Annotated in this window: 19 protein-coding genes; 5 read left to right on the top strand and 14 right to left on the bottom strand. The window is 67.9% G+C overall.

What is annotated here, in order from left to right:
* Nucleotides 1-8: 8 nt before the first annotated feature.
* Genes wecB through E1263_RS29375 form a run of 10 tightly spaced genes read right to left on the bottom strand, consistent with a single transcriptional unit; the run spans nt 9 to nt 9,826 of the window.
* Nucleotides 9-1,061 (bottom strand): non-hydrolyzing UDP-N-acetylglucosamine 2-epimerase, encoded by a 1,053-nt coding sequence (wecB, locus tag E1263_RS29420; protein WP_132173211.1) that lies wholly within the window; start codon nt 1,059-1,061, stop codon nt 9-11.
* Complete coding sequence (locus tag E1263_RS29415; protein WP_132173209.1) at nt 1,058-2,053, bottom strand: Gfo/Idh/MocA family protein; 996 nt, start codon at nt 2,051-2,053, stop codon at nt 1,058-1,060. Before E1263_RS29415 ends, wecB begins: the two co-directional genes overlap by 4 nt.
* Before the next feature lies 1 nt (nt 2,054).
* Nucleotides 2,055-3,146 carry a DegT/DnrJ/EryC1/StrS family aminotransferase gene (locus E1263_RS29410; protein WP_132173207.1) on the bottom strand — a complete coding sequence of 364 codons (1,092 nt, stop codon included), beginning with the start codon at nt 3,144-3,146 and terminating at the stop codon, nt 2,055-2,057.
* Nucleotides 3,143-3,754, bottom strand: coding sequence for an N-acetyltransferase (locus tag E1263_RS29405; RefSeq protein ID WP_132173205.1), 612 nt, complete (start codon nt 3,752-3,754; stop codon nt 3,143-3,145). Before E1263_RS29405 ends, E1263_RS29410 begins: the two co-directional genes overlap by 4 nt.
* A complete protein-coding gene (locus E1263_RS29400; protein WP_132173203.1) occupies nt 3,751-4,938 on the bottom strand; it encodes a hypothetical protein in 1,188 nt (395 codons plus the stop codon). Before E1263_RS29400 ends, E1263_RS29405 begins: the two co-directional genes overlap by 4 nt.
* A 10-nt stretch (nt 4,939-4,948) precedes the next feature.
* Nucleotides 4,949-5,719, bottom strand: a complete 771-nt coding sequence (locus E1263_RS29395; RefSeq protein ID WP_132173201.1) for a hypothetical protein — start codon at nt 5,717-5,719, stop codon at nt 4,949-4,951.
* Nucleotides 5,716-7,047 (bottom strand): glycosyltransferase, encoded by a 1,332-nt coding sequence (locus E1263_RS29390; protein WP_238161629.1) that lies wholly within the window; start codon nt 7,045-7,047, stop codon nt 5,716-5,718. Before E1263_RS29390 ends, E1263_RS29395 begins: the two co-directional genes overlap by 4 nt.
* A 10-nt stretch (nt 7,048-7,057) precedes the next feature.
* Entirely contained in the window at nt 7,058-8,152 is a 1,095-nt protein-coding gene (locus E1263_RS29385; RefSeq protein WP_132173199.1) for a glycosyltransferase, read from the bottom strand.
* Between the two features lie 2 nt (nt 8,153-8,154).
* Nucleotides 8,155-8,943: an ABC transporter ATP-binding protein gene (locus tag E1263_RS29380; RefSeq protein ID WP_132173197.1), complete on the bottom strand. Its 789-nt coding sequence runs from the start codon at nt 8,941-8,943 to the stop codon at nt 8,155-8,157.
* Nucleotides 8,944-8,959: 16 nt separating this feature from the next.
* Entirely contained in the window at nt 8,960-9,826 is an 867-nt protein-coding gene (locus E1263_RS29375) for an ABC transporter permease (RefSeq protein ID WP_132173195.1), read from the bottom strand.
* 1,094 nt (nt 9,827-10,920) lie between these two features.
* Between E1263_RS29375 and E1263_RS29370 the strand changes: the two genes are divergently transcribed.
* Nucleotides 10,921-11,910 (top strand): helix-turn-helix domain-containing protein, encoded by a 990-nt coding sequence (locus tag E1263_RS29370; RefSeq protein ID WP_132173194.1) that lies wholly within the window; start codon nt 10,921-10,923, stop codon nt 11,908-11,910.
* Between the two features lie 8 nt (nt 11,911-11,918).
* On the opposite strand, the gene E1263_RS29365 is transcribed toward E1263_RS29370, so the two are convergent.
* Complete coding sequence (locus E1263_RS29365) at nt 11,919-13,022, bottom strand: aspartate-semialdehyde dehydrogenase (RefSeq protein WP_132173192.1); 1,104 nt, start codon at nt 13,020-13,022, stop codon at nt 11,919-11,921.
* Nucleotides 13,019-14,287, bottom strand: coding sequence for an aspartate kinase (locus E1263_RS29360; RefSeq protein WP_132173190.1), 1,269 nt, complete (start codon nt 14,285-14,287; stop codon nt 13,019-13,021). Before E1263_RS29360 ends, E1263_RS29365 begins: the two co-directional genes overlap by 4 nt.
* A gap of 232 nt (nt 14,288-14,519) precedes the next feature.
* On the opposite strand from E1263_RS29360, the gene E1263_RS29355 reads away from it, so the two are divergent.
* Both E1263_RS29355 and E1263_RS29350 read left to right on the top strand, forming a co-directional pair.
* On the top strand, nt 14,520-14,858 hold the full coding sequence (locus tag E1263_RS29355; protein WP_337590291.1) for an ArsR/SmtB family transcription factor: 339 nt from the start codon (nt 14,520-14,522) through the stop codon (nt 14,856-14,858).
* A 70-nt stretch (nt 14,859-14,928) separates the two neighbouring features.
* Nucleotides 14,929-15,525 (top strand): dihydrofolate reductase family protein, encoded by a 597-nt coding sequence (locus E1263_RS29350; protein WP_132173188.1) that lies wholly within the window; start codon nt 14,929-14,931, stop codon nt 15,523-15,525.
* Here the strand turns inward: E1263_RS29350 and E1263_RS29345 are convergent.
* Nucleotides 15,411-16,619 (bottom strand): MFS transporter, encoded by a 1,209-nt coding sequence (locus tag E1263_RS29345; RefSeq protein ID WP_238161628.1) that lies wholly within the window; start codon nt 16,617-16,619, stop codon nt 15,411-15,413. The genes E1263_RS29350 and E1263_RS29345 overlap by 115 nt on opposite strands.
* On the bottom strand, nt 16,610-17,809 hold the full coding sequence (locus tag E1263_RS29340; RefSeq protein ID WP_132173184.1) for an MFS transporter: 1,200 nt from the start codon (nt 17,807-17,809) through the stop codon (nt 16,610-16,612). Before E1263_RS29340 ends, E1263_RS29345 begins: the two co-directional genes overlap by 10 nt.
* A gap of 67 nt (nt 17,810-17,876) precedes the next feature.
* Here E1263_RS29340 and E1263_RS29335 point away from each other — a divergent pair, with 67 nt between their 5' ends.
* Both E1263_RS29335 and dinB read left to right on the top strand, forming a co-directional pair.
* Nucleotides 17,877-18,416 carry a CGNR zinc finger domain-containing protein gene (locus E1263_RS29335; RefSeq protein ID WP_132173182.1) on the top strand — a complete coding sequence of 180 codons (540 nt, stop codon included), beginning with the start codon at nt 17,877-17,879 and terminating at the stop codon, nt 18,414-18,416.
* Between the two features lie 29 nt (nt 18,417-18,445).
* Nucleotides 18,446-19,642 (top strand): DNA polymerase IV, encoded by a 1,197-nt coding sequence (gene dinB / locus E1263_RS29330; protein ID WP_337590290.1) that lies wholly within the window; start codon nt 18,446-18,448, stop codon nt 19,640-19,642.
* Nucleotides 19,643-19,649: the final 7 nt, after the last annotated feature.

The raw sequence follows: 19,649 nt of genomic DNA, 5'->3' as shown, positions 1-19,649 counted from the left end.
GACATGTTCTACTCGGCGAGCGTGGCGACCACGCGACCGGCCGCGTGACCGTCGCCGTACGGCATCGGGCGTTCGCCGGTCGGCGCCGTCCGGGCCGCAAGCTCGGGCAGCTTGCTGACGTCCATGGTCAGCACGTTCCAGCCGGACTCGACGGTCTCGACCCACTCGGTCTCGGGGCGCAGCGTGGTGCAGACGCGGCCGAGCAGGAAGGCCTCCTTCTGCAGACCACCGGAGTCGGTGACGACACCGGCCGAACCGATGACGGCCTGAACCATCTCCGGGTAGGCCAGCGGCTCGCGGACGTGCAGCGAACCGTCCGGACGCTCCAGCTTGATGCCGTGCTCCGCGCACTTGGCGACCAGACGCGGGTGCGCCAGCAGAACCACCGGGCGCCCGACTCCTGCCAGGCCCTCGATGATGCCGGCCAAGTGCTCCGGGTCGTCGGTGTTGTCGGGCCGGTGAATCGTCGCGACCAAGTACTCACCCTGCTTGAACGGCAGGTCGAGCGGCTGGTCCTTGACGGCGTCCCGGACCCGGAAGCAGACGTCGGTCATGACGTCGCCGACGAGCCGCGACTTGTCCTTCAGGCCCTCGTTCGCCAGGTGATCCATCGCCACCTGGGTCGGGGCGAGCAGGATGTCCGACGCGTGGTCGGTCAGCACGCGGTTGTGCTCCTCCGGCATCCGCCGGTTGAACGACCGCAGACCGGCCTCGAGGTGCGCGACCGGGAGGTGCATCTTCACTGCCGACAACGCGCCGGCCAGCGTCGAGTTGGTGTCGCCGTAGACGAGCACCCAGTCCGGCCGGTGCTCATCCAGTACGGCGTCCATCGCGGACAGCATCGCGCCGGTCTGCACGCCGTGGCTGCCGGAACCGATGCCCAGGTGGACATCCGGCGCCGGGATCTTCAGGTCGGCGAAGAACACGTCGGACATGTTCTTGTCGTAGTGCTGACCGGTGTGCACGATCACGTGCTCGTGGTCGGTCGCCGCGAACGCCTCGGCGATCGGGGCGAGCTTCACGAACTGGGGCCGCGCCCCGACAACGCTCAGGACCTTCATACGCCGGCGACCTTGATGGTGCGATCCTCGGCGGCCGACTGGATGACAGCCTCGGCGACCGCAACGGTCCGCAGACCCTGCTCCAGCGTGACGATGTCGGCTTCCTTGCCCAGAACGGCGTCGCGGAAGGCCTCGTGCTCGGTGCGCAGCGGCTCCGGCTTGCTGATCGCGTAGCGGACCATGTCGCCCTCGCTGACACCACGGAAGTGCGCGACGTCGTCCCACGCGGTGGCAACCGTGCCGTTGGCGTGGAAGGTCAGGTCGGCGGTCAGGGTGTCGGCGATGAAAGCGCCCTTCTCACCGGTGACAACGGTGAGCCGCTCCTTCATCGGGGACAGCCAGTTGACCAGGTGGCTGGTGACGGTGCCGTCGGCCAGCTTGCCGGTGACGGCGATCAGGTCCTCGTACTGCCGGCCGCTCTTGTGCGCGCTCTGCGCAGCCACGGTGACGAACGGGGACTGGGTCACCCACGCGGTCAGGTCGATGTCGTGCGTCGCCAGGTCCAGTACGACGCCGACGTCGGCGATGCGGGCCGGGAACGGGCCCTGCCGACGCGTGGTGATCTGGTAGATGTCGCCCAGCTCGCCGGCCTCGAGGCGGACCCGCAGCGCCTGCAGCGCCGGGTTGTACCGCTCGATGTGACCGACCGCGCCGACCAGGCCGGCGGTCTCGAACGCCTTGGCGATCTCGGTCGCCTCGGCCGACGAACCGGCCAGCGGCTTCTCGATCATCGCGTGCACGCCGGCCTCGGCCAGCGCCTTGGCGATCTCGGCGTGGTACTGGGTCGGCACCGCGACCATGCAGTAGTCGATGCCTTCGGCAATCAATTGCTCGATGTTCTCGTGCACCGGACGACCGCCGGCGACACCGAACTTGTCACCGCCCGGGTCCGCGACGGCGACCAGGTCGACGCCGTCCAGGGAAGCCAGCACGCGGGCGTGGTGACGCCCCATCATGCCGAGGCCGATCAGGCCCGCCTTCAGGTTCGGCATCTCACGCACCAGCCTTCGCCACGGTGTTCACCGCGGCCACGATCCGGTTCAGGTCGTCCTCGGACAGCGAGGGGTGGACCGGCAGCGAGAGCACCTCGGCCGCGGCCTTCTCGGTCTCCGGCAGCTCCAGCTCACGCTTAAACGACGGGAGGCGGTGGTTCGGGATCGGGTAGTACACGCCGCAGCCGACGCCGTACTCGGTCCGCAGGGTGTTCGCGAAACCGTCCCGGTCCTCGGTGACGCGGATCGTGTACTGGTGGTAGACGTGGCTGGCCTCGTCGGCCACCGCGGGGAGACCGACACCGGCGAGGTTCGCGTCCAGGAAGGCCGCGTTCTCCTGCCGCTGCTTGGTCCAGCCGCCGACCTTGGTCAGCTGCACGCGACCGATCGCGGCGTGCAGGTCGGTCATCCGGTTGTTCAGGCCGACGACCTCGTTCTCGTACTGCTTGAGCATGCCCTGGTTGCGGTAGAGCCGCATCTGGCGCTCGAGGTGCTCGTTCGCGACCGAGTTCATGCCGCCCTCACCGGACGTCATGTTCTTGGTCGGGTACAGGCTGAACATCGCGAAGTCACCGAACGAGCCGACCGGGGCACCGTTCCAGGTCGCGCCGTGAGCCTGGGCCGCGTCCTCGTAGATCGCAATGCCGTGCTTGTCGGCAATGGCCTGCAGCGCAGTCATGTTGGCCGGGTGACCGAACAGGTGCACCGGCATGACGGCCTTGGTCTTCTCGGTGATCGCGGCCTCGACAGCGGCCGGGTCCAGGCAGAAGTACGTCGGCTCGATGTCGACGAAGACCGGGGTCGCACCGGTCAGCGCGACGCTGTTCGCGGTCGCGGCGAAGGTGAAGGACGGGACGATGACCTCGTCACCCGGCCCGACACCCGCGGCCAGCAGGCCCAGGTGCAGGCCCGAGGTGCCGGAGTTGGTCGCGACGCACGCCCGGCCGGAGACCAGCGCTGCGCCGAACTCCTGCTCGAACGCCGCCACCTCAGGACCCTGGGCGAGCATGCCGGACTGCATGACACGGTCGACAGCCTCGCGCTCCTCCTTCCCGATGATCGGCTTCGCGGCCGGAATCGGCTGCACCATCAGTTCTCCTCCTGTGCTTCATCGGCCGGCCGCAGCCGTCCGTCGGTTTCGATGTAGAGCTCGCCCGTGTTCGGGCATTTCCACTCGCCGTCCCCGACAGCGAGCAGCGGTACGCCGGCCTTGCCGACCCACTTGAGGTGGCGCGCCGGAACCCCGGCAACCAGCGAGAAGTCGAGCACGTCCTTGACCACCACGGCGCCGGCGGCGACAGTCGCCCAGCGGCCCACGGTGACGGGCGCCACGCAGGTGCTGCGCGCCCCGAGCGAGCAGCCTTCCTTCAGCGTCACGCCGATCGGCTCCCAGTCGTGCGCGGACTTCGGCGTACCGTCCGGGTTCACCGCGCGCGGGAAGTAGTCATTGGTCAGCACCACGGCCGGACCGACGAAGACGCCGTCCTCCAGCGAGGCGGGCTCGTAGACCAGCGCGTAGTTCTGGATCTTGCAGTTGTCGCCCATCTGGACCCCGGTCCCGACATAGGCGCCGCGGCCGACGATGCAGTTCTTCCCCAGCACCGCGTTCTCGCGGACCTGGGCCAGGTGCCAGACCGACGAACCGTCGCCGATCTGGGCGCGCTCGTCGACGTCGGCCGACGGGGCGATGCGGGTGGTCACAGGGTCTCCTTAACAGTCAGCCAGTGGCTGAGGACTTCGGCTGCGCGACGACCGTCGTGCAGCTCCGCCACGAACTCGGGCCCGGCTGCCGCCTGCGCGGCCGCGGTCTCGGTGTCAGCGACGAGATCGCTGACGACGTCACTCAGCGTGTCGTCGTCCGCCTCCACGATCGGTACCTCTCGCCCAGCCAGACTACGCACCCTTGCGCGTAGGTCCGAACCGACGTACGAGACGACGATCCGGCCCGCCGCGAGGGCCTCGGCCGCGGCGACGCCGTACAGGCCGATGGACAGCTGGTCTACAACGATGTCGGCGGCGCCGATCACACTCGGCATCTCTGCGTGCGGCACGCCGGTGATGCGGCGGTACTCGATCAGGCCGCGCTCGTGCAGGCCGCCCAGGACCTCATCGATCCGGGCCGTGCCCTTGAGCCGCGAGCTGGACGGGACGTGCACGACGACCGGACGCTCGCCACTGAACAGAGGGCGGGCGGCCGCGGCCCACGGCGCCGGGTCGATGACGACCGGTAGCCACTGGGCCTGCGGGACGTCGATCAGCAGGTCGGGGGTGGAGACGAAAACCGGCAGGCCGAGGGTCTCGATCAGCTCGGCATGCCGCCGGGCCTGGATCTCGAGCTTGTCGGTGAAGTCATCGTGGTGCGCGAACGGCGAGAACCGCTCGCGGGTCGCATGCCGGCTGGGCAGCCGGATGTCGGACCCGTGGAACAACAGTGCGACAGCAACCCCAGCCGCACGCAGTACGGCGATATCCGCCGCCGCGTCGGGATGGCCGCCGTACCCGAGGAGTGGTCGCAGGGACTCCACCAGGACGTGGGTGTAGTTGCCTGCAACGTGCTCGCGCTGGGCACGAGCCCAGCGCGACTGATTCCACCAGGCCTGCGGCACGCCGTAGTCGTCGGCGAACCGGAAGGCCGCCGAGCGATGCAGCGCGAACGCAACGGCGTCGACCCCGGGGAGCGTCCGGGCCGCCCGGGCCCATTGGTAGCCCTGGCCGGCGGAGTTGGTCGGTCCGACCAGCATCCGCACGGGGGTCGTGGCGGCCGGCGGGAAGACCGGCAGTGTCGCGTACGAGTAGCGCAGACCACGCAGACGCGCCCGGACCGCCTTCGCGGTCCGGGCAACTGGCGCCGGCAGGTTGCCACGAATCGAACGCGACACCGTCATGGTCATGACCTCAGTGACCTGCCGGAACCTTGAGCTGGTCCAGCTCGCGGCGAGCCGCCGGCAGACCGAGCACGACCGGCCGGTCCGGCCGCTCCTGCCCGAGGTGCCAACCGGCCCAGATCGCGTTCGCGTCCAGGGCGATGATCACGTCGGCCTGCGCGATGAAGTCACGCACGTCGGGGCGGGTCTGGACCCGCTTCCAGTACGCCTTGCTGAGGTTCTTGCTGACCCGCGAGGTCCGGATGAACTTCACCGGGCCGAACTTCATCGCGGCGCGGCCGGCCGTCCGGCGAGCCCGCCGGTAGCGCCAGCGCACCGCCTGCTTGACGCGAGCGGCACCCCAGGGCATCGGCTCCGGCCGCTTCTTCGGGCGGTGCCCGTGGCCATGACCGTGGCCGTGGCCATGACCGTGGTCGCCCTCACCGGCGTGCTGCTCGGCCGCGGCCGGGGTCAGCGTCGGCCCGGTGACGGAGCTCGGGTCCGAGACGGCCTCCGGTGCGATGACTGCGTCCGGTGACTCGTCGAACTCGTCGTCGCTGTCCTCGTCGTCGTAATCGTCATCGTCGTCGTACTCGTCGTACTCGTCCTCGGCGGTCGGCATCCGGCCCGGGCCGATCAACGTGAACGTGTTGACCTTCTCGTCGACGAGGTCGATCGGCGGCAACCAGCCGATCACGTCCAGGATCAGGTCGTCGCCACCCCCGAGGTCCTCGCGGATTTTGTCGAAGTAGTCCGGCTGCAAGCGCTTGGTGCTCATCAGCACGACCTTCTGCTGACTCATGCGTGCACCTCGCTCTTCTTCTTGACGACCTCGGCGAGTGCGTCGATCCGCGGGTCCATGATCAGGTCGCGGCGGTAGCCGGCGCCGAACTCGCGCGCCTTCTGCCGGATGCCCTCGTCGGCCGTCCGGGCCGCGTGCGCGGCCTCGATCAGCGCCGCAGCGATGCCGTCCGGCGTCACCTCGGTGACCGGGAACCAGAGCGGGTGACCGCGCAGTACGTCGGACGCCGCGTTCTCCGGGTCGTGCACCGACACGACCGGCAGACCGGTCGCCAGGTACTCGAAGACCTTGCCGCTGGTCACGTACTTGCCCTTGCCCAGCATCAGCAGCTGAACGTCGAACTCGTCGTACGCCTTGGCGATCTCGGCCTTACCGACCGGACCTTCGTAGCTGACGCCCTCTTCGGCGCCCGAGTTGATCGCTGCCAGCATGTCCGGTCGCGGGACGGCGTAGTACCCGAGGTAGCCGTGGATCTTGGCCTTCGCACCGGCCAGCTCCTCGGACTGCTCGACGGCGACCTTCCAGCCGTCGACGAAGTCCTGCAGCGGGACCTTGGGCGACACCGTGCCGACGTACCCGAACGTCAGCGGACGATCGGTGACCGGACCGCGGTCGTTGGTGTCCGGGACCAACTCCGGGTCGAAGCCGTTGGCCACGACGTGCATCTTGGCTGCCTGCTCCGGGTAGAGCTCGACGTGCCACTCCTTGATCGGGTCGTTGACGAACCAGACCTCTTGAGCGGCGTCGACCAGCTTCTTCTCCCACTTCGCGGCCCGGCTGTTCGGCTCGTGCAGCCGGTTGCCGCTGAAGACGTCGAGCAGCCACGCGTCGCGGTAGTCCATCACGAACGGCACCCCCGCCTTCTCGTGCAGGTGGTACGCCGCCGTGAACGCAACGTGCGGGTTCGCCGTCGCGACCGTCAGGTCGATCGGGTTCTCGGCGTGGATCCGCTCCGCCGCCTCCTCGATGACCGAACGCCACGGGCCGTAGCCGTGCTCCGGGAACGGGATCAGGTCCTGCTTGTTCCGCCACTTGCTCCAAAGTCGCGGGTTGCGCGCGCGGGCCTTGGGCCAGCGGCGCAGGTCGGTCTCCATGACCGGCCAGTCGAACGGCACCCGAACCACCTCTACAGAGGGGTCGACCCTGTCCTCAAGGGTCGCGTCGGCACCGGTGAAGCGATAGAAGGTCTCGCGTTCGGCCGTCAGCACCGTCACCTTCCAGCCGAGCGCGGCGAACCGGTTCGCTGTTGCCAGCGCCCGGTACACACCGCCACCCCGGCACGGGGGGAACCCCCAGGCGACGTACAACATGTGTGGGCGGTCCGTCATGCCCGTCCTCTCAGGAGTCATGCTTCAGCAGTTTGAGAATTGCGTCGGCCAATGCGTCGTACGGCGTCGTCGCGGGCAGATTGGCGGCTGCCCACTGGAGCGCGTGGTCCCGCAGCTTCTCGAGCTCGCCCGGATCTGCGGACCAGCGCCGCAGGGTCTCCGACGCCTCGGCCACCGAGTCCACCAGGACTCCGCCACCGGACTCCTCGATCACCCGGGTCTGCCGTGGCAGCCGGGTGGACAGCACTGGGAGACCGCTGGCCAGGTACTCGTAGATCTTCGACGGCATCGCTTCCACAAAGGCCGGTGTCGGCTGCAGCATGGCGAGGCTTGCCCAGGCGCCCTGGGTCAGCTTCCATGCGTCAGCCGGTGGCTGGCGGCCGTGCAGGCGAACCCGCCCGGCCAGGTCGGCCCGGTTGATCCGGGCCTCCAGCTCGTCCCGGTCGCTCGGGGCCACCGGTCCGATCAGGTCCACGGACCAGTCCGGCGCCGCAGCGACGGTCTCGACCATGTCGAACAGTCCACGGCTGGCGCGCAGGTCCCCGACGTACACCGCACGCGGTGCTCCGGTGGGGGGCGTCAGCGCCAGGAACGGGACATAGGGAAAGTTCTGCACAACCAGGCGTTGTTTCGCCTCGTGCGGGGCAAGATGGGAATCGGCGACAACTGTCAGGTCGGCGCCGGCCGCCAGCTTGGAGCTGGCCCGGACGATCAGCCGGGCCGGTAGCCCGGCCGGGCCCTTCGCCCAGGCGCGGTCCGCCAGCAGGCGGGTGTAGTCCTCGTGGATGTCCGCGACCATCTTGCGGCGGCGCAGGGTGGTGACGAGCCGGGTGATCGGGATCATGTCCGGATCGACCGTCATCACGACCTTGGCCTTGGTCCGCCACGGCAGGACCGCCGTACGGGCCAGCCGCTGGACCAGGTTGCCCCGGGGACCGGCGTGCACGACAGCACCCGCCGGACCGCCCTCGGGCTCACCGAGGCCCCACAGCTCGACCGTGAGGTCGCGGTGCTGCAGGGCCGCCGTGATCTTGTGCAGCCGCGCATCGGCGACATCGTGGCCGGTCGTGATGATCCCCACGTCCGGCACTGTCCTGCGCGGCATCGTCAGAGGTCCTCGAGCGAAACAGCCTTGTCGGCGCCGACCTTGAGGAAGTGGGTGTACGCGTCGATGACCTCCTTGGGCTCGCCGCGCATCATCACCTTGCCCTTGTCGATCCAGATGCAGTCGTTGCAGAGCTCGCGGACACTGCTCATCGCGTGGCTGACCAGGAACATGGTCCGGCTGTTGGTGGCCAGTTCCTTCATCTTGTCGGCGGCCTTGGTCTTGAACTTGGCGTCACCGGCCGACAGCGCCTCGTCGATCATCAGGATGTCGGGGTCCATGTGCACGGCGACCGCGAAGGCCACCCGGGCGAACATGCCGGACGAGTACGTCCGCATCGGCATCTCCATGAACCCTTTTTCGAGCTCGGCGAAGTCCTCGATCTCCTCGAACCGCTCCTGGACCTGCTTGCGGGTCAGGCCCGCGGCCAGACCACCGAGGACGACGTTCTCCTTGCCCGACAGCTGGGCGTTGAAGCCCACGCCCAGCGACAGCAGCGTGCTGACCCGGCCGTGCACCTCGATCCGGCCCGTGGTCGGCGGCAGGATGCCGGCGATCGCCCGCAGCAGCGTCGACTTGCCGGCGCCGTTGGCCCCGATGATGCCGATCGCGCTGCCGTGCGCGACGTCGAAGGAGACGTTCTGAACGGCCTTGACCTCGCGAACCGCGCGCTCGCCGCGGCCGAACCGGACGATCGCGGTCTTGAAGGTCGGCACCCGCTCGAACGTCGTCCGATAGGTGATGGAGACGTCCTGGACCTTGACGGCCGGACTGGCATCGACGTTTGACATGGTCTTCTTCTCGGCTTCAGAGACGGACAGCGAACTCACGCTCCCTCGACATGAAGAAAAACGAACCGACGAGCAGCGCGGCCACGGCCCACGCCACGCCACCGATCCACAGCTCGGCGTCCGGCATCTTGGCCCGGACCAGCAGGTCGGTCCAACCACCGAGGAGGGAGTACAGCGGGTTGTACTGGATGAACGCCTGGAACTTCTTCGGCGCCTGCTCGGCGAACCACAGCACCGGCGACAGGTACAGCCAGATCCGCATCAGGTACGGCAGGAAGCTGGACGTGTCCCGGAAGTACACCTGGACGGCGGCGAAGATCATGCTGATCCCGGCCGCGAACATCGTCAGCAGGATCAGGAAGACCGGCGCCAGCAGCATCACCCAGTGCAACGGCTGCTTGGTCACCAGATGGATGACGGCGTACACACCCATCGTCGGCAGGAAGCGGAAGAAAGCCGTCCGCAGCGCCGACAGGGGCAGCAGCATCCGCGGGAAGGCCATGTTCATCAGCAGCTTGCCGCCACCGACCACACTGCCGGCACCGGTCGTGACTGCGCCCTGGAAGTAGTAGAAGGCGAACAGGCCGCCACAAAGGTGCGCGAAGGCCGCACCGGAGTTCGGGCGGCCGGACGCGCCACCGATGATGTCGGTGAGCAGGTAATAAACCCCGGCGAGCAGCAACGGGTTGATGACCAACCAGATCTGCCCGAAGAAGGTGTTGGTATTGGCCGCACGGATCCCGCTGCGTGACATCTCTGCCGCGAAGACCCGGCGTCCCCAGAGTGCTTTGAAGTACGGGCGCAAGGGCGGTAAACCGGCCTTGTGTGGTTCGTACACATGCACCGACGGGTTGAATGCCTCGTCGACGCTAGTCGCGTTCATTCAGGCGACGCCTCTCTCTGCCATGAAGTCCTGTCCACGTTCAGCCGCTGGTTTTCGTTTGACCGGGCCACGTAGACCGGGAAGAGAGTAGCGGATCGACTCGCGCGCCGATGACACAACGGTCCGCCAGTGTGAGCAACGACGTACGCACGGCTACCGACGTCGCGCCCGATCGCACCGCCTGCCGAGCCTCCGGCCGACGTCGATCGTTATCCGGAATATACATTTGACGGCTCACAACGGCCAAAACGCCTTCCAGCGCATGAAAACCACGCCGTTCCCGATGCTCGTCAGAAGCTGCGCCGAACAACAGTGAACAAGGTCAAATTCTGGTCAATTCGCCAGTTGGACGCCCGGCGCGGCCGGGAAGTTGGCCGCGGGCGTGACAGAACTGCCTAAGAGGGCGTCCGGAAGCTGCATGCCGTCTAACCGGCAGATACCGGCCGGCGGGGCCCCAGGGGTGCTTTGTGGCCGGGGCGAGCCGCGCGGTGGACGCTGTGTCCCCGCTCCCCCATGGACAGCCTCACCATCCACGGAGCACCGCTCAGCACCACCTGGGACCTCACACTGGATCCGGCGGCCCGGCCACACTGGGCGGAGTCGGGCCGGGCGACCACCGGATCGGCAGGCGCAATGACCAGGGCGGCGGTCATCGCACCAGAGACCGCACAGGAAGGTGATGCAGATCGCATGGGACTCCCTCAACTCATCGGCCTCACGATGGAGATGCACAGTTTGTACACCCTCCAACACGGCCGGTGATGGCACGGGAGTGCGAGGGCACCGATACGCCGGGATCGAGACCCAACCGAAACGGGCTCCGCTGACGGAACAGCGAACAGGCGCCAGAATTGGAACAGCAGCCCGGCGGCGCTCAGGTGGTCCGTCGCCGGGCTGCTGGACCTCAATTCTCGCTCACAACTGCGCGGAAATGGTGGCCGGATGGTGACACGGCACAAGAATGCTGACAGGACAACAATTATCGCTGCCTGCATCCAACAGGACACGGACAGTGCGGATCGCGCTGGATCGTCCATCCTAGGCTGGAGAGGCGGTAGCGGACGGTGACGACTTTCGGAAGGGAGGGACGACTCGTGAGCATTTCGGACACGGAGCGTGCCGATCACTTGCGCGTGCTCGGACTCAGCGACGACGAGATCCAGGTCTACCAGCATCTGCTGCGGAACGGCCCGTCGTCGATCACCGAGCTGGACGACGGCGTCCCCGACCGGTCGGCGGGGATCGACACCGTCCTCGGCGGGCTGGTGCAGGCCGGTCTGGCCCGGCGATCCGGGTCCGACCACTCGCGCTTCCTGCCGGTGCCTCCGGACGCCGGCCTCGAGGCCATGACACTGCGCCGGGAGTCCGAGCTCAAACAGGCCCGGATCGAGGTCCTGAACGCCTACGACGAGTTCCGGCGGACCGTGCACAACGAGTCCACCACGCACCTGATCGAGGTGGTCACCGGCAGCGCGATCGTCGAGCGGATCCATCAGATCAAGGGCAGCGCCCAGCGCGAGATCCTGGCCATCGACTCCCCGCCGTACTACATCGGCGGCCCGAACCAGGAGGAGATCGACCAGCTCAGTCGCGGCGTCGCCTACCGGGTCGTGTACTCACCGGAGTCGGTCGAGGTGCCCGGGTACCTGACCGAGAACATCCTGCCGTGTGTGGAAGCAGGCGAGCAGGCGCGCGTGCTGCCCGACGTACCGGCGAAGCTGACGATCATCGACGGCTCGATGGCGTTCGTGTCGATGTCGGTGCGCGACACCGATGTGAACCGGTCGCTGCTGATCATCCGGCCGAGCAGCCTGCTGACGGCACTGATCGGCATGTTCGAGCTCTGCTGGCGCAACGCACTGCCGCTGCACGCGTCAGTGGGCACCGAGGACGACCGGCTGGAGCCGATCGAACGCCGGCTGCTCGCACTGCTCGCAACCGGCGCTGCCGACGACACCATCGCCCGCACGCTCGGAATCAGCCGCCGGACGTTCTTCCGCTACCTGGAGAGGCTGATGAACCGCACCGGCGCCAGCACCCGCTTCCAGCTCGCCCTGCATGCCGCCCGGGAGAACTGGCTGTAGGAGAACCCCTACTTCGCCGAGGTGAACTCTTTCGCTACCACCTCGGCGATCTGGGCGGTGTTCAGCGCTGCGCCCTTGCGCAGGTTGTCACCGCAGACGAACAGCTCCAGCGCGTTCGGGTCGTCGAGCGACTTGCGCACCCGGCCGACCCAGGTCGGATCCGTGCCGACGACATCGGCCGGCGTCGGGAACTCGCCCTCCGCCGGGTTGTCGAACAGCAGCACGCCCGGCGCATCCCGCAGCACCTCACGAGCGCCTTCGGCGTCGACCTCGTGGGCGAAGCGCGCGTGCACCGACAACGAGTGCGTGGTCACGACCGGCACCCGGACACAGGTCGCGGAGACCTTCAGGTCGGGCAGGCCGAGGATCTTGCGGGACTCATTGCGAACCTTCAGCTCCTCGGAGCTCCAGCCGCCTTCCTTGAGCGATCCCGCCCACGGCACGACGTTCAGCGCCAACGGCGCCGGGAACGGGCCGAGCCCGTTGCCGACAACCCGCCGTACGTCGCCTGGCGTCTTGCCCAGCTCGCGATTGCCGGCCACCTTGGTCAGCTGGTCGTAGAGGGTGTCGATGCCCTCCTGACCGGCACCAGAGGCCGCTTGGTACGACGCGACGACCAGCTGCTCGAGCTCGTAGCGGTGGTGCAGCGCACCCATCGCCACGATCATCGACAGCGTCGTGCAGTTCGGGTTCGAGATGATGCCCTTCGGGCGGTTGCGGGCCGCCTCGGCGTTCACCTCGGGGACGACCAGCGGGACGTCCGGGTCCATCCGGAACGCGCCGGAGTTGTCGACCACGACCGCGCCCCGCTCGACCGCGATCGGCGCCCAGTGCGCGGACACCTCGTCCGGTACGTCGAACATCGCCACGTCGATGCCGTCGAAGGCCGCCGCGCTGATCGCGACGACCTCGACCTCCTCGCCGCGGACCTTGAGCCGTTTGCCTGCGGAACGCTCGGAGGCGATCAGCCGGATCTCACCCCAGACGTTCTCCCGGGTCGAGAGCAGGGTCAGCATCACCGAGCCGACGGCGCCGGTCGCCCCGACCACCGCCAGTGATGGCAGACCCGACCGGTCCTCGATCGTGTTCTCCACAGCGCTCACAGGGGTCACCGTCCAGTTCCTCCGTACACGACCGCGCCGGTGTGCTGGTCGTCCAGGTCGAATGCAGTGTGCGCGGCCGTGACGGCTGCGTCCACCAGGTTCTCGTCCACGACCACTGAGATCCTTATCTCCGACGTGGAGATCATCTCGATGTTGACGCCGGCGTCGGCCAGCGCGGAGAAGAACTTCGCGGAGACGCCCGGGTGCGACCGCATCCCGACGCCGACCACGGAGACCTTGCCGATCTGGTCGTCGTACAGGAGCTGCTCGTAGCCGACCTCGTCCTTCATCCGGGCCAGGGCGGACATCGCCCGGGCACCGTCGGCGCGGGGCAGCGTGAACGAGATGTCGGTGCGGTTGGTGGCCACCGCCGACACGTTCTGCACGATCATGTCGATGTTGGTCTCGGCGCCCGCGACGGTCTCGAAGATGCGGGCGGCCTCACCCGGCTTGTCCGGGACACCGACCACGGTGATCTTGGCCTCTTTGGTGTCCTGGGCCACGCCGGTGATGATCGCCTGTTCCATCTTGTTCAGTTCCTTCGCATCGACAACCCAGGTGCCTTCCTTCTGCGAGAAGGAGGAACGCACGTGAACGGGGACGTTGTAGCGCCGCGCGTACTCCACGCAGCGCAGGTGCAGCACCTTCGCGCCGCAGGCGGCCAGCTCGAGCATCTCCTCGTAGGAGATCTTCGGGATGTGCTTGGCGGCCGGCACGATCCGCGGGTCGGCGGTGAAGATGCCGTCCACGTCGGTATAGATCTCGCAGTAATCGGCCTCCAGCGCGGCGGCCAGCGCGACCGCCGTGGTGTCGGAGGCACCACGGCCCATCGTGGTGATGTCCTTGGTGTCCTGCGCCACCCCCTGGAACCCGGCCACGATCGCGACGTACCCGTCGGCCAGGGCTTCTTCCAGCCGGCCGGGGGTGATGTCGATGATCCGGGCGTTGCCGTGCGCGGACGTGGTGATCACACCGGCCTGCGAGCCGGTGAAGCTGCGCGCCTCGTACCCGAGGTTCGCGATCGCCATCGCCAGCAGCGCGGCCGAGATCCGCTCACCCGAGGTGAGCAGCATGTCGAGCTCGCGCGGTGGCGGCAGCGGAGAGACCTGCTTGGCCAGGTCCATCAGCTCGTCGGTGGTATCCCCCATGGCCGAGACGACGACGACCACATCGTTTCCGGCCTTCTTGCTAGCGACGATTCGTTGGGCGACGCGCTTGATGCCATCGGCGTCTGCGACCGAAGAACCGCCGTACTTTTGCACGACGCGTCCCACAGCTGTGTCTCCTCAAAACTACTCAGTGGCCACTGGTTGCGGTACGCCGTGCGGCACTGCACCAGGCGTAATCTCTGGGGTCATTCTAGCCGTGACCTGGCCGTTGCCTACCGGCTGACCGGACGTCGGGCCGGGCTTGCGGGGAATCTCTCCCGCGCCCGGAGGTTCGGCGGTGGGCGACCACACGCGCCGGAAGCCCTGCGGTGGAGTGGACCACTTGTTCATATAAGTCTTGACTGAAACAATGGCCGGCGTGCATGCGTTCGACATCCTCGGCGACCCGGTCCGGCGCCGGATCATCGAGTTGCTGGCCGACGGCGAACTGCCGGCCGGCAGCATCGCCGCGAAGATCAACGCCGAGTTCGGGATCAGCCAGCCGGCCGTTTCGCAGCATCTACGGGTCCTGCGCGACAACGGCTTCGCCACTGTCACCGTCGCCGGGACGCGCCGCCTGTACGCCGTCGCACCCGGACCGCTGCGCGAGATCGACGGCTGGCTCGACCGCTACCGGAAGTTCTGGGACAACCGCCTGGACGCCCTGGAGACGGAGATCCACCGCGGTCGTCGCTGAACCGCAAGAATGACGAAACCTTCCGCCCACTCTCTGCATCGAGGATGTAGACGACCAAGGAGGGGCGCGGATGCGATCGATCATTGCCAACCTGTGCATGTCAGAGGACGGGATCGTGGACCGGCCGGAGCGCTGGCTGCCAGCACCGGCACTGGGCGGAGTGATCGACGAGCTGGCCGCCGGCGCGAACACAGTGCTGCTGGGCCGCCGCACTTACGAGCAGTACGCCGGTTCGGTCGCGGGACTGCGCTCTGTCCGCAAGCTCGTGCTTGCGTCGAGCCCGGTGGCGTACCAGCCGCACAGCGAAGTTCTGAAGGGTGATCCGCGGCGAGTGCTCGCGGCACTGAAGCAGGTGCCCGGTCCGGACCTGCATGTGATCGGCAGCCTCGGCCTGATCCGTTCGCTGCTGCGGTGGCGACTGCTGGACGACGTAACGCTGCAGATCCACCCGGTGCGAGCTGGCCAGGGCACTGTGCTGGACCGGCGTTCTTTCAAGCTCATCTCTTTGTGCGCTGGGCTTTCCGGCACTCTTGAGGCGGGCTACAAGGTGCACTACGCAGCGACAGGTGCGCTCGCGAGTGTGGAGTCGACCGGCCGATGGGGTGGCACCCGCAGGACCGCCACCGTGGCCAGCACTCCGAGGACCGCCATCAAGGCCCACGCGTAACGGACTCCGAAGCTCTCGACAATCGCACCGGCTACGGCGGACCCTGCTGCAGCGCCGAGCATTCCGCCGCTCAGCATCCAGCCGAAGATCTCGGTTCGCGCAGAGGCCGGGGTCATTCCGCCCAGACGCTCGTACAGGGCACTGAAGGTCGGTGCGATCAGGCAGCCGGAGGCGAACAGCATCACTGCCAGCGCGACGACGGATGCGGTGGCGAAGAAGCAGCCCGCGACAAGCACGGTGAAGGTCAGCATCCGCCGCCAGAGGTAGGAGTCGCGGCGGCCCGGCAACGCTCCTCCGACCAGTCCACCGATCAGGCTGCCCAGTGCTGCCACCATCTCCAGGACTCCGGCGATCAAGCGGTTCCCGTGCTCGTCGGCGAAGGCCACGATGCCGAGCGACATCGACGCGAAGCCCATCACCATGCAGGCAAAGGCGATCAGCATCGGCAGCCGATGGCGATGCAGAAGCAGCTCACGGGCGGTGGGGCGCTTGGCGTCCCGCTTCTCCTGAGTCATGCCGGACTGCTGCTTCAGACCGAACCACCAGATCGCTCCGGCGGCCGCGACCGCGCAGGCCAGCAGACCGGCGCGCGGGCTGGCCACACTGACGATCGCTGCACCGAACATCGGGCCGATGACGAACACCAGCTCCGTCGCGGAGGCATCCAGGGCGTAGATCGCTCGCAAGCGGCCGCCTTGCACCAGGCGCGGCCAGGCGGCTCGCAGGGTTGATGCGACCGGCGCGACGAACAGTCCGGCCAGCGCGGCCGCGACCGGGAGCAACCGGTACGCGCTATCCGGGAGCAGGGCCGTAACGGCCATCATCAGGGCCCACGCCGTACCGGTGATGATGACGACACGGCGGGCGTCCTTGCGGTCGGCCAGCCGGGCCCAGACGACGCTGGCGACCGCCGTACCGATGGAGTAGGCGCCGGCGACCACACCGGCCCAGCCGAAGTTGCCGGACGCGTCCTTGGCCAGGAACGCGAGCGGGACCATCGTCGCCATCACCGGCATCCGGGCGGTCAGAGCCGCCGCCATCAGTGACATCACGCCAGGGGTCCGCCACAGGTCGCGGTACGCGGTCAGGTCCATGGTCGTGATTGTGTCCTGACAAAGTCCGTCGGTGCCTCAGGATTTCTCCCTATCTTCAGCGACAGCCACCCGAGGGCGGAGGCTCCGACCAGACTGCCGGCTATCACCAGGAGGGCAGCGTGCGTGCCGATCACCGGAACCAGTACGCCGGCCGCCACCTGGCCGAGGGCGGCCACGCCGACTCGAAGGCTGGCGGCTGTAGTGCTGACCCGACCCTGGAGCTCCAAGGAGCTGTACTGCTGACGGGCGGCGAACATCGCCGGGATCATCGGGCCGTCGAGGAGTCCGGTGACAGCAGCCAGGATCAGCAGTGTCGCGAAGGTTCCGGCCAGCGGCCATGCGGTGAAGGCCAAGCCGTAGGCGGCGACCGACAGCATCACGACGCACTCCGGACGCCACCGGGTCAGGCGGCGTCCCAGAAGAAGTGCTGTCGCGACGCTACCGAGCTCCATCGCCGTCCAGAGGTAGCCGGCAGCGGATCGAGGCATGCCGAGAGATGCCATGTGAAGCGGCAGAGTGATCAGCAGCATGCCGATGACGCCCATCAGGAGCGTCGACGTCACTGTGGATGCTCGTAGGCGCGGAGTGCGAGCCAGATGAGTCAGGCCACCCAGAACCGACCTGAGGAAGGGGTCCTGGCTCCTACCGGCAGGTGGCAGCACTGGGAGCCTGCCGATGGCCAGGATGCTCAACGCTGCAAGGGCTGCGATGACCACGACTGCCGTCTCGGCCGACGCGATCGCAGTGACTGTCGCGGCAGCAGCAGGACCGGTGATCGCGGCTAGGCCGAAGCTGGCTGCCTCGAACGAGTTGGCCTGCGGCAGTTGGTCCTTGCTGACCAGACTCGGCAGCATGCTGGTGAATCCACCATTCACCAGCGGCAACGTCGTACCGGCTACTGCGGCTAGCACTGGAGCCGCCCAGTGCGGTGTGACCACCAGCAGGGCAAGCACGACGCCACCCATCACAGCCTGGCTCACTGCGAGCACAGTTCGCCGGTGCGCCGTCCGGTCGAGCCAGGCGCCGAGGAGTGGGCCTGTGACGACGGCGGGCAGCGCGTAGGCGGCACCTGTGAGCCCAGCGAGCGCAGGGCTGTCGGTTCGATCCAGTACGAGCAGGACGAGGGTGAAGGCGACCATCTCGGCCCCGACTCGTGCGAGCGTCGCGGCCGTGAGGTAGCGCGTCAGCATCACGACTCCTTGTAACCTATAGATGGTCGTTACGCGTTACGATAGCGAATGCGTTACGCTCGGTCGAGTGGAGATCTTGACGACGCCCGATCGGATGGTCCGGCTCGCTGTGGATCTGGTGAACACCAAGACCCTCGAGCCGGAGCAACTGACCGCACCCCAGGCGCTGTCGCAGTTCCTGCTCGACCACGGCGAGCCAGTGGCGGTGGTCGACCCGCGTGACTTGGTGCAGGTCAAGGCGATCCGTGAGCAGATCCGCCCGGTCTTCCACGCCAGGCCGACCGAGGCGGCCGCGATCCTCAACACCCTCCTCGCGGAGTACGCCGTACGGCCGTATCTGTCGGATCACGACGGGTCGCCGTGGCATCTCCACGTCGCGAAACCCGAGGCGACCTGGGCCGAGTGGTTCGCGGCCGGGGCGGCAGTCGGGCTCGCGGCATTCGCGGCTGGGCACGGATTCGACGCGATCAACGCCTGCGCCGCGTCCGATTGCGAGCGCGTCTTCGTCAATGCCGCCGAGCGGCGACCACGGCGATTCTGTACGCCGACCTGCTCCAGCCGCACGCGCGTCGCGTCGTACCGGGCTCGCCAGTCGAGCTCTAGCTGACTGTCGGCGGCGTATGCGAACATGTGTTCGTGTCGTCGCCAGGGCTTGCGAACATCCTGCATGCCGATCTGGACGCGTTCTACGCGTCGGTCGAGCAGCGGGACGACCCGCGCCTGCGCGGGCGGCCGGTAATCGTCGGGGCCGGGGTCGTGCTCGCCTGCAGCTACGAGGCCAAGGCCTTGGGGGTGCGGACGGCGATGAACGGCGGCCAGGCACTGCGGCAATGCCCGTCCGCGATCGTCGTCGAGCCGCGGATGTCGGCATACTCGGAGGCCAGCAAGGCGGTCTTCAAGGTGTTCGAGGACACCACGCCGCTGGTCGAGGGGCTGTCGATCGACGAGGCGTTCCTCGATGTCGGCGGGCTCGCGAAGATCTCCGGTACGCCGGTGGAGATCGCGCGGCGGTTGCGGGCCGAAGTGCTGGCGCGCGTCGGGCTGCCGATCACGGTCGGGATCGCGCGGACGAAGTTCCTCGCGAAGGTGGCCAGTGGGATCGCCAAACCGGACGGGCTGCTCGAGGTGCCTCCGGCCTACGAGCTGGAGTTCTTGCATCCCTTGGATGTTTCGCGGTTGTGGGGCGTGGGTCAGGTGACCGCGGAGAAGCTGCGGACCCGCGGGCTGACAACGGTCGGTGATGTCGCGCAACTGCCTGAGGCTGCCTTGGTTGCGATGCTCGGGCGGGCTTCGGGGCGGCATCTGCATGCACTCGCACACAATCGCGATCCGCGACCGATCGAGGTCGGGCGCCGGCGGCGGTCGATCGGTTCACAGCGGGCCCTCGGGCGGTCGTTCAAGTCAGCGGCCACGCTCGACGCGATCTTGGCCGGCCTCGTCGACCGCGTCACCCGGCGGATGCGCTCAGCCGGTCGCTCCGGGCGGACGGTGACGCTGCGGCTGCGCTTCGACGACTTCACCCGCGCGACCCGCTCCCATACGTTGCCTCAGGCAACCGATCAGACGCGGGCCGTGCTGATCACCGCCCGGGCTTTGTTCGCCGCCGCTCAACCGCTGATCACGGCCCAGGGCCTCACCCTGATCGGGATCTCGGTCGGCAGCTTGGAGAACGAAGCCGCCGTGCAACTGGCCCTGCCCTTCGACAAAGCCGCCAACAACGAGCTCGACTCAGCCCTCGACCGCGTGAAGGACAAGTTCGGCGCCAACGCCATCACCCGCGGCACCCTCCTCGGCCGCGACCAAGGCCTCACCATGCCCATGCTCCCGGACTGACCCGCCC

The sequence above is a fragment of the Kribbella antibiotica genome, from assembly GCF_004349055.1.
Taxonomy (GTDB): Bacteria; Actinomycetota; Actinomycetes; order Propionibacteriales; family Kribbellaceae; genus Kribbella; species Kribbella antibiotica.
This window is presented reverse-complemented; position numbering and strand designations above follow the sequence as displayed.

What these genes read in the sequence shown, in the direction of transcription:
- wecB (WP_132173211.1), bottom strand. Translation starts at nt 1,061, where the DNA reads ATGAAGGTCCTGAGCGTTGTCGGGGCGCGGCCCCAGTTCGTGAAGCTC.
- E1263_RS29415 (WP_132173209.1), bottom strand. Translation starts at nt 2,053, where the DNA reads ATGCCGAACCTGAAGGCGGGCCTGATCGGCCTCGGCATGATGGGGCGT.
- E1263_RS29400 (WP_132173203.1), bottom strand. Translation starts at nt 4,938, where the DNA reads ATGACGGTGTCGCGTTCGATTCGTGGCAACCTGCCGGCGCCAGTTGCC.
- E1263_RS29395 (WP_132173201.1), bottom strand. Translation starts at nt 5,719, where the DNA reads ATGAGTCAGCAGAAGGTCGTGCTGATGAGCACCAAGCGCTTGCAGCCG.
- E1263_RS29390 (WP_238161629.1), bottom strand. Translation starts at nt 7,047, where the DNA reads ATGACGGACCGCCCACACATGTTGTACGTCGCCTGGGGGTTCCCCCCG.
- E1263_RS29385 (WP_132173199.1), bottom strand. Translation starts at nt 8,152, where the DNA reads ATGCCGCGCAGGACAGTGCCGGACGTGGGGATCATCACGACCGGCCAC.
- E1263_RS29380 (WP_132173197.1), bottom strand. Translation starts at nt 8,943, where the DNA reads ATGTCAAACGTCGATGCCAGTCCGGCCGTCAAGGTCCAGGACGTCTCC.
- E1263_RS29375 (WP_132173195.1), bottom strand. Translation starts at nt 9,826, where the DNA reads ATGAACGCGACTAGCGTCGACGAGGCATTCAACCCGTCGGTGCATGTG.
- E1263_RS29350 (WP_132173188.1), top strand. Translation starts at nt 14,929, where the DNA reads ATGCGATCGATCATTGCCAACCTGTGCATGTCAGAGGACGGGATCGTG.
- E1263_RS29345 (WP_238161628.1), bottom strand. Translation starts at nt 16,619, where the DNA reads ATGGACCTGACCGCGTACCGCGACCTGTGGCGGACCCCTGGCGTGATG.
- E1263_RS29340 (WP_132173184.1), bottom strand. Translation starts at nt 17,809, where the DNA reads ATGCTGACGCGCTACCTCACGGCCGCGACGCTCGCACGAGTCGGGGCC.